This is a genomic window from Anabaenopsis sp. FSS-46, assembly GCF_029891665.1.
GTDB lineage: Bacteria > Cyanobacteriota > Cyanobacteriia > Cyanobacteriales > Nostocaceae > Anabaenopsis > Anabaenopsis arnoldii.
Genome location: NZ_JANQDG010000080.1, coordinates 132,362 through 138,924, shown reverse-complemented (window position 1 = coordinate 138,924; position 6,563 = coordinate 132,362). Strand labels below are relative to the sequence as shown.

6 protein-coding genes and 1 pseudogene are annotated in these 6,563 nt (G+C 43.4%); 5 read left to right on the top strand and 2 right to left on the bottom strand.

Going from position 1 to position 6,563, the window contains the following annotated elements; genetic code table 11:
• From NWP21_RS09705 to NWP21_RS09690, 4 genes and pseudogenes are all read left to right on the top strand, one after another.
• A pseudogene (locus tag NWP21_RS09705) lies at positions 1 to 276 on the top strand (RNA-guided endonuclease TnpB family protein); the annotation flags it as partial.
• 79 nt (positions 277 to 355) lie between these two features.
• Positions 356 to 1,177 carry a signal peptide peptidase SppA gene (gene sppA / locus NWP21_RS09700; RefSeq protein WP_280792532.1) on the top strand — a complete coding sequence of 274 codons (822 nt, stop codon included), beginning with the start codon at positions 356 to 358 and terminating at the stop codon, positions 1,175 to 1,177.
• A 70-nt stretch (positions 1,178 to 1,247) separates the two neighbouring features.
• A complete protein-coding gene (aroH, locus tag NWP21_RS09695; RefSeq protein ID WP_280792531.1) occupies positions 1,248 to 1,661 on the top strand; it encodes a chorismate mutase in 414 nt (137 codons plus the stop codon).
• 37 nt (positions 1,662 to 1,698) lie between these two features.
• Positions 1,699 to 1,983, top strand: a complete 285-nt coding sequence (locus NWP21_RS09690; protein WP_271759970.1) for a hypothetical protein — start codon at positions 1,699 to 1,701, stop codon at positions 1,981 to 1,983.
• 48 nt (positions 1,984 to 2,031) lie between these two features.
• Here the strand turns inward: NWP21_RS09690 and crtR are convergent, their stop codons facing one another.
• On the bottom strand, positions 2,032 to 2,922 hold the full coding sequence (gene crtR, locus NWP21_RS09685) for a beta-carotene hydroxylase (protein WP_271730999.1): 891 nt from the start codon (positions 2,920 to 2,922) through the stop codon (positions 2,032 to 2,034).
• 429 nt (positions 2,923 to 3,351) lie between these two features.
• Here crtR and pyk point away from each other — a divergent pair, with 429 nt between their 5' ends.
• On the top strand, positions 3,352 to 5,121 hold the full coding sequence (gene pyk / locus NWP21_RS09680) for a pyruvate kinase (protein ID WP_280792530.1): 1,770 nt from the start codon (positions 3,352 to 3,354) through the stop codon (positions 5,119 to 5,121).
• 341 nt (positions 5,122 to 5,462) lie between these two features.
• On the opposite strand, the gene NWP21_RS09675 is transcribed toward pyk, so the two are convergent.
• Positions 5,463 to 6,563, bottom strand: a complete 1,101-nt coding sequence (locus tag NWP21_RS09675) for a glycosyltransferase family 1 protein (RefSeq protein ID WP_280792529.1) — start codon at positions 6,561 to 6,563, stop codon at positions 5,463 to 5,465.

Genomic DNA, 6,563 nt, shown 5'->3' with positions numbered 1-6,563 from the left:
GTTAAAGTTATTATCAACGAAGAAAGTTATACCTCTAAGGCTAGTTTTCTTGACCTTGATAATATCCCGGAGTACCAAAAAGGGGCAGAACGTGTATTTAGTGGTAGAAGAGTAGCTCGTGGGTTGTATAAAGCTTCCAATGGAAGGTTAATAAACGCCGATTTAAATGGGGCGTACAACATATTAAGAAAAGCAGTCCTGAACACTTTTGCAGACGGGATAGAGGGGTTAGGAGTAACTCCAATCAGGTTTACCCCTGGTAAAGTGACTTTGTAGATTTGTCTATAATTTCACAAACTCTTTTCATCGCTAGGCATTTTATATTGAGTGTATTACAGAGGTTTTTTAACTGCTCATGGTCTGGCCTTTCAAGTCTAAGTTTCGTAAACAAATTGCCCGGATTGAAATTACTGGTGCGATAGCTGGTTCTACTCGCAAGCGCGTGTTAGAAGCCCTAAAAACCATAGAAGAGAAAAAGTTTCCCGCTTTACTCCTGCGTATTGATAGTCCTGGGGGTACAGTGGGCGATTCTCAAGAAATCTACAGCGCCCTGAAGAGGTTACGCAATAAAATCAAAATCGTCGCCAGCTTTGGCAATATTTCGGCATCTGGTGGTGTCTACATTGGCATGGGAGCAGAACATATCATGGCTAACCCTGGTACAATCACCGGTAGTATTGGTGTGATTTTGCGGGGTAACAACTTAGAACGGTTGCTGGAAAAAATCGGTGTTTCCTTCCAAGTCATCAAATCTGGCCCCTACAAAGATATTTTGGCATTTGACCGCCAACTGACTGTACCAGAACAAAGCATCCTGCAAGAGTTAATTGATGTGAGTTATCAGCAGTTTGTCAAGACCATCGCTGAGGCGCGTTCTCTAGAACTAGAAACTGTTAAGACTTTTGCTGATGGTCGGATTTTCACCGGGGAACAGGCTTTAGAATTAGGTGTTGTAGACCGTCTGGGAACTGAAGAGGATGCACTGCGCTGGACGGCGGAAATAGTAGGTCTTGATCCGGATAAGACACCCTGCTATACCCTAGAAGAACGAAAACCTTTATTGAGTCGCGTTCTACCCGGAAGCCGTCTGGTTTCATCAGGTCTGGGGGCGGGAATTGATTGGTTGGAATTTGAAATGTCTACCAGTGGTCTGCCACTGTGGTTATATCGACCTTAAATAATTAGCAGTCATTGTAAATTTTTTACAATGACTGATGACCAATGAGTAATGTAAGGAGGATTTTGGCGTGGAGTGGCAAATGCGGGCTATTCGCGGAGCAACAACCGTTGCTGAAAACACTATTGAAGGGATTAGAGAAGCGGTAACCGAACTAATAGATCAACTAGAACAAAGGAATAAACTCCAACCAGAAAAGATGATTAGTGTGACTTTCTCGGTGACACGTGATTTAGATGCGATTTTTCCGGCTGCCATCGCGCGATCGCGTTCTGGGTGGGATAATGTGGCAATGTTGGATGTACAACAAATGCACGTGGAAGGTAGCTTAGAGCGTTGCATTCGGTTTCTTATCCACGCTTACCTTCCAGCTTCTACACCAATTAATCATATTTATTTACGCCAAGCTGCTAAATTACGTCCAGATTGGAGTTTATCCCAGCCGTTACAACCATCACAGCAGGCGGTTAAGTCAAAAGTTTAAAATTTGACTGTCAATTATATGTAAAAATTAGCACGAAATGAGCTATTACGGTAGTGATGCGGCTCAACCTGCTGCCATGGGCGGGAGAATGTTTAATGAGCGGGTAACTGGTGTGTGCGTAAAACTAGAAGATTTTTTGACCATTCTCTCCAAAATGGAGCAGCCACTAGTAATTGTCACAAGTGAAGGGTATTTCACAAAAATTTATAAGTATCTCACAGCATATAAAGGTTTTGTGTTTTTCACGGAATCTTTAGAAAAACTGGAACTTGGTAGCAAGATTGAGGTGATTTACGCTCAAAGCTTATCTACTGAGATTTGACGTTTTGTGTCCACAAAACCAGCCCACCCAAGGTGGGCTGGGATATTTCTATTGGTGATGACGATGAAATCTAATCCCGATAAAAATATCGTAAACAAACTCTAAAAAGTCCTTTTTCTGCAATAAACCTGATGTCTGAGGACTACCCTTTTCATCTAACAACGGCTTCATTGCATAATAAGCAGGTTGGTAATTATACCAAGGAATAGAAGGCCACAGATGATGAATCAGGTGGTAATTCTGTCCTAAAATCAGGATATTTAGGAGTTTACCAGGATAGACCCGGGCATTTTTCCAGCGATCGCGTTCCACAAAGGGACGATGTGGTAAATAATCAAAAAATAATCCTAGTGCTATCCCCACTAAAAAAGCCGGGATAAACCAAAAATTGAGAATGTAACCTAAAAAATGATACTGAATGGAAATATAAAAAATTGTGCCCACAATTAAGCGGCTAATGAACCATTCTAATAGTTCATAGTTACGCCACAGTCGCCGCTGAAAGAAAAACACCTCATGGTACAAAAAACGTACCGCTATCAACCACAACGGTCCGCCTGTGGAGACGTAATGATCCGGGTCGTTCTTGGGGTCATTGACATGGGCGTGATGCTGTAAATGCACCCGTGTAAATACGGGGAAGGCAAAAGCTAAGATCAGGGCGCTACCATGGCCTAACATGGCATTAATGATTCGGTTACGATGGGCAGATTGGTGACAAGCATCGTGAATCACAGTGCCTGCACAATGTAAAGCAATGGTATTAATGGTAAAGCACAACCAATCTGGCCACTGCCAGAGCCAGTAACCAAAGTTAGATAATACCAGCATTGTTACTGTGGACAGAAACAGTAACAGTGTGGGATTAAAATCACCAGGAGGCGCTAAAAATTCCTTGGGGGGGATTTTTAGTGACTTCTGTGCCTCCAATGTGAGCATTCTTAACTCCTTGTTTAATGAAACATTACGAATATACGATAAACATGAGTAAATAATAAACTTTTGTAAGCTTTTATTTAGCAAGATTTAACTTGATATTTGCCGAAGCCCAGATGAATAACGCTATGATTCCAGACGAGAGATAAGTTTTTCTGCTCGCGTAGGGTGTCTAGGCAACCAATAAAGAGTTGACTGAAAAATCTATATTCAGGAGGATGGAACCCAGTTTGGTGTACGATATCTACTCTATCTCACAAATCTTGGGAAATCTTAACCAGGGTAAAATTATCATTTCTGTTGCGAGTGACTCTCACACCCCCATTCATCCTCCGCCTCTGTTGGTTATGGATATAACAGAGACTGAAAACTAAACGCCCCTTAAATTAATATGAATCTCTAGATAGAGATAGCCCCCTAGAATCAGCCCCTATGCAATTAAGAGACTCTCTACGCCGGACAAAAATTGTTGCTACAATTGGGCCTGCCACTAGCAGCCCAGAAAACCTGAAGGCGATTATCGAAGCTGGTGCGACGACACTGCGGCTCAACTTCTCCCACGGTACTCATGCTGACCATCAGCGTAGTATTCGCTTAATTCGGCAAACTGCCTTTGAATTAAATCAACCTGTGGCAATTCTCCAAGACTTGCAAGGGCCAAAAATTCGCTTAGGTAAGTTTGAAAATGGGTCGATAATTTTAGAAAAAGGCGATCGCTTCACCTTGACAAATCGCCCAGTTGTCGGCTCCCAAGAAATTAGCTGTGTTACCTACGACTATTTAGCCCAAGAAGTGCCTGTAGGTGCGAAAATCCTGCTAGACGATGGGCGAGTAGAAATGGTGGTAGAGGATATTAACCCTGACAAAGGCGATTTACATTGTCGTGTGACGGTAGCTGGTAAGTTATCTAACAATAAAGGTGTTAACTTTCCGGGTGTTTACTTATCCATTAAGGCCATGACCGACAAAGACCGCGAGGATCTCATGTTTGGTCTAGACCAGGGTGTAGATTGGGTAGCACTTTCCTTTGTACGTAACCCCCAGGACATCATCGAAATTAAAGAGTTAATTTCTAGCACTGGTAAGCAGGTTCCAGTGATTGCCAAAATTGAAAAACATGAAGCCATTGAACAAATGGAACAAGTTCTGGCTTTATGTGATGGCGTGATGGTGGCTAGAGGTGACTTGGGTGTAGAACTACCTGCTGAAGATGTCCCTGTGCTGCAAAAGCGGTTGATTGCTACAGCTAATCGCTTAGGGATTCCCATCATCACGGCTACCCAAATGTTAGACAGTATGGTGAGTAATCCCCGTCCTACTCGTGCTGAAGTCTCAGACGTGGCTAATGCCATTTTAGATGGTACGGATGCTGTGATGCTATCGAATGAAACTGCTGTGGGTAATTATCCTGTGGAAGCAGTGGCTACCATGGCGAGAATTGCTGAACGCATGGAACAGGAAGCGGCACAAAATTCCGCCCTACTTTCCCACCGAGATGAGCGACGTTCTATTCCTAATGCTATTAGTCAAGCTGTGGGGCAAATTGCTCAACAATTGGGCGCAGCGGCAATTATGACCCTGACACAAACAGGGGCTACAGCTCGGAATGTTTCTAAGTTCCGTCCCCATACCCCGATTTTGGCTGTGACACCCCATGTGAATGTGGCACGACAATTACAGATGGTTTGGGGTGTGAAACCATTGTTGGTACTAGGTTTACCTTCTACTGGGCAGACTTTTCAAGCTGCTATCAATGTGGCTCAAGAGCATAACTACCTGTCTGAAGGTGATTTAGTGGTGATGACTGCGGGTACTCTTCAAGGTGTTTCCGGCTCTACTGATTTAGTTAAGGTTGAGGTGGTGACCGCTGTGCTAGGTCAGGGTATTGGCTTGGGACAAGGTTCGGTAAGTGGTCGTGCTAGGGTGGCTCACACTGGTATGGATGTGAGTAATTTTAATCCCGGTGATATTTTGGTGGCACCCCGGACTGATGCGGATTTTGTTGATGCCATCCGTAAGGCAGCAGGTATTATTACTGAGGATGAAAGTCTAACCAGTCACGCGGCTGTCATCGGTTTGCGTCTGGGTGTCCCTGTGATTGTGGGTGTGAAAACAGCAACCCAGGTAATTCGTGATGGTGCAATTCTTACTCTGGATATGCAGCGGGGTCTGGTCTACTCAGGAGCTCTGGGAACTCCTTAATCTGAATTACTGCAAAAATCTATTCTCTGGTAAATCTGGCTATGGGGAATTTGGCAATCTGCGGAGGCTAAAGTTAAGATTCCGTTTTGATCGTCAGATTCTCTTAACAGCCAGTTACCTTCTGGAGTTTTGCTAAACTGTTCAATATGAATTGTATATTGGTCAATTAGTATATAGCATTTCCCATGCTCGTGAGGTACAAAGTTGTTTAGTTTCAGGGAACAGGGAACAGGGAACAGGGAACAGGGAACAGGGAATAGGCAATTGATGTGTAATTCATTAGCCTGAAAAAGGCTATATATTCTTGCAATTCCGGGAGGGAACGGTAATTAGCCTAACATTCATAAGTAGCGGGATAAAACTTCTGCAGTCGCAAGTCCGGTTTTTTCCCAACTGAATCGACTGGCTCTATTTATACCTAGGGTAGAGAGGTGCGATCGCATTTGCATATCTTCAGCTATCATCTGCATAGCTGCGGTGATTTCTGTTAGGTTGTAGGGATTAATTAAAATCGCTGCTTCCCCCGCTACCTCTGGGAGGGAAGAAAGATTAGAAGTAATCACTGGAGTCCCACAAGCCATTGCTTCGAGGACTGGTAAACCGAAGCCTTCCCAGAGAGTCGGAAATACTAGGGCGATCGCATTATGAATAATTTTTGGTAGTTCGTCATAGGATACATAGTTGAGAAATTTTATCAGTTGAGTAATTCCCAACTCTGCGACCTGGGTTTGTAAAAGTGGTGTGTAACGCCTGTCAACAGGCCCTGCTAACCATAGTTGATATTCACCCCTATTTGGTAGCTCCGCAAAAGCCGCTATGAGTCGGTGTAAGTTTTTATAAGGGTGATGTCTTCCTAGATAGAGAAAATATGGCGGATTGTCAGGTGATTTTTCTTGAAAAGGGTGAAAATGTTCACGATCATAACCTAGGAGAATGGGGGTGATTTGACTGGCGGGAATTTGATAAAAATTAATGATATCCTCTGCTGTCGCTTGGGAATCGCAGATTATGTGTTGTGCTTGTTTGAGGACTTGGGGAACGTAGTAACGATGATAAGCTGTCAAGGGTGATAAGGCTTTGGGAAAGCGCAATGGTATTAAGTCGTGGGAAACGACCACAAAACGACAGTTACTATAAAGCGGTGCTTCTGGTAAGGGGGAAAATAACAACCGAGATTTGAGGTGATGATAGATTTGGGGAAGTTGGAACTGTGTCCACAATAAGCGGCGCAAATGTCCTTTTGTGCCTTGAGCGGGGGTAAGATTATTAGGAACTGGGTAGCAGTTAAATTCTGGGTCTTTTTGTGGTGTTAATAAGGTGGGATATAGGGATTTTAAATAAGGGAAGATATTTTGAGCGTAGTTACTAATCCCTGTTGGCTGTGACCAAAGAATAGATAAGTTTATAATTAGTGGGTTGTCTAATGTTTTCATTAAATCCAT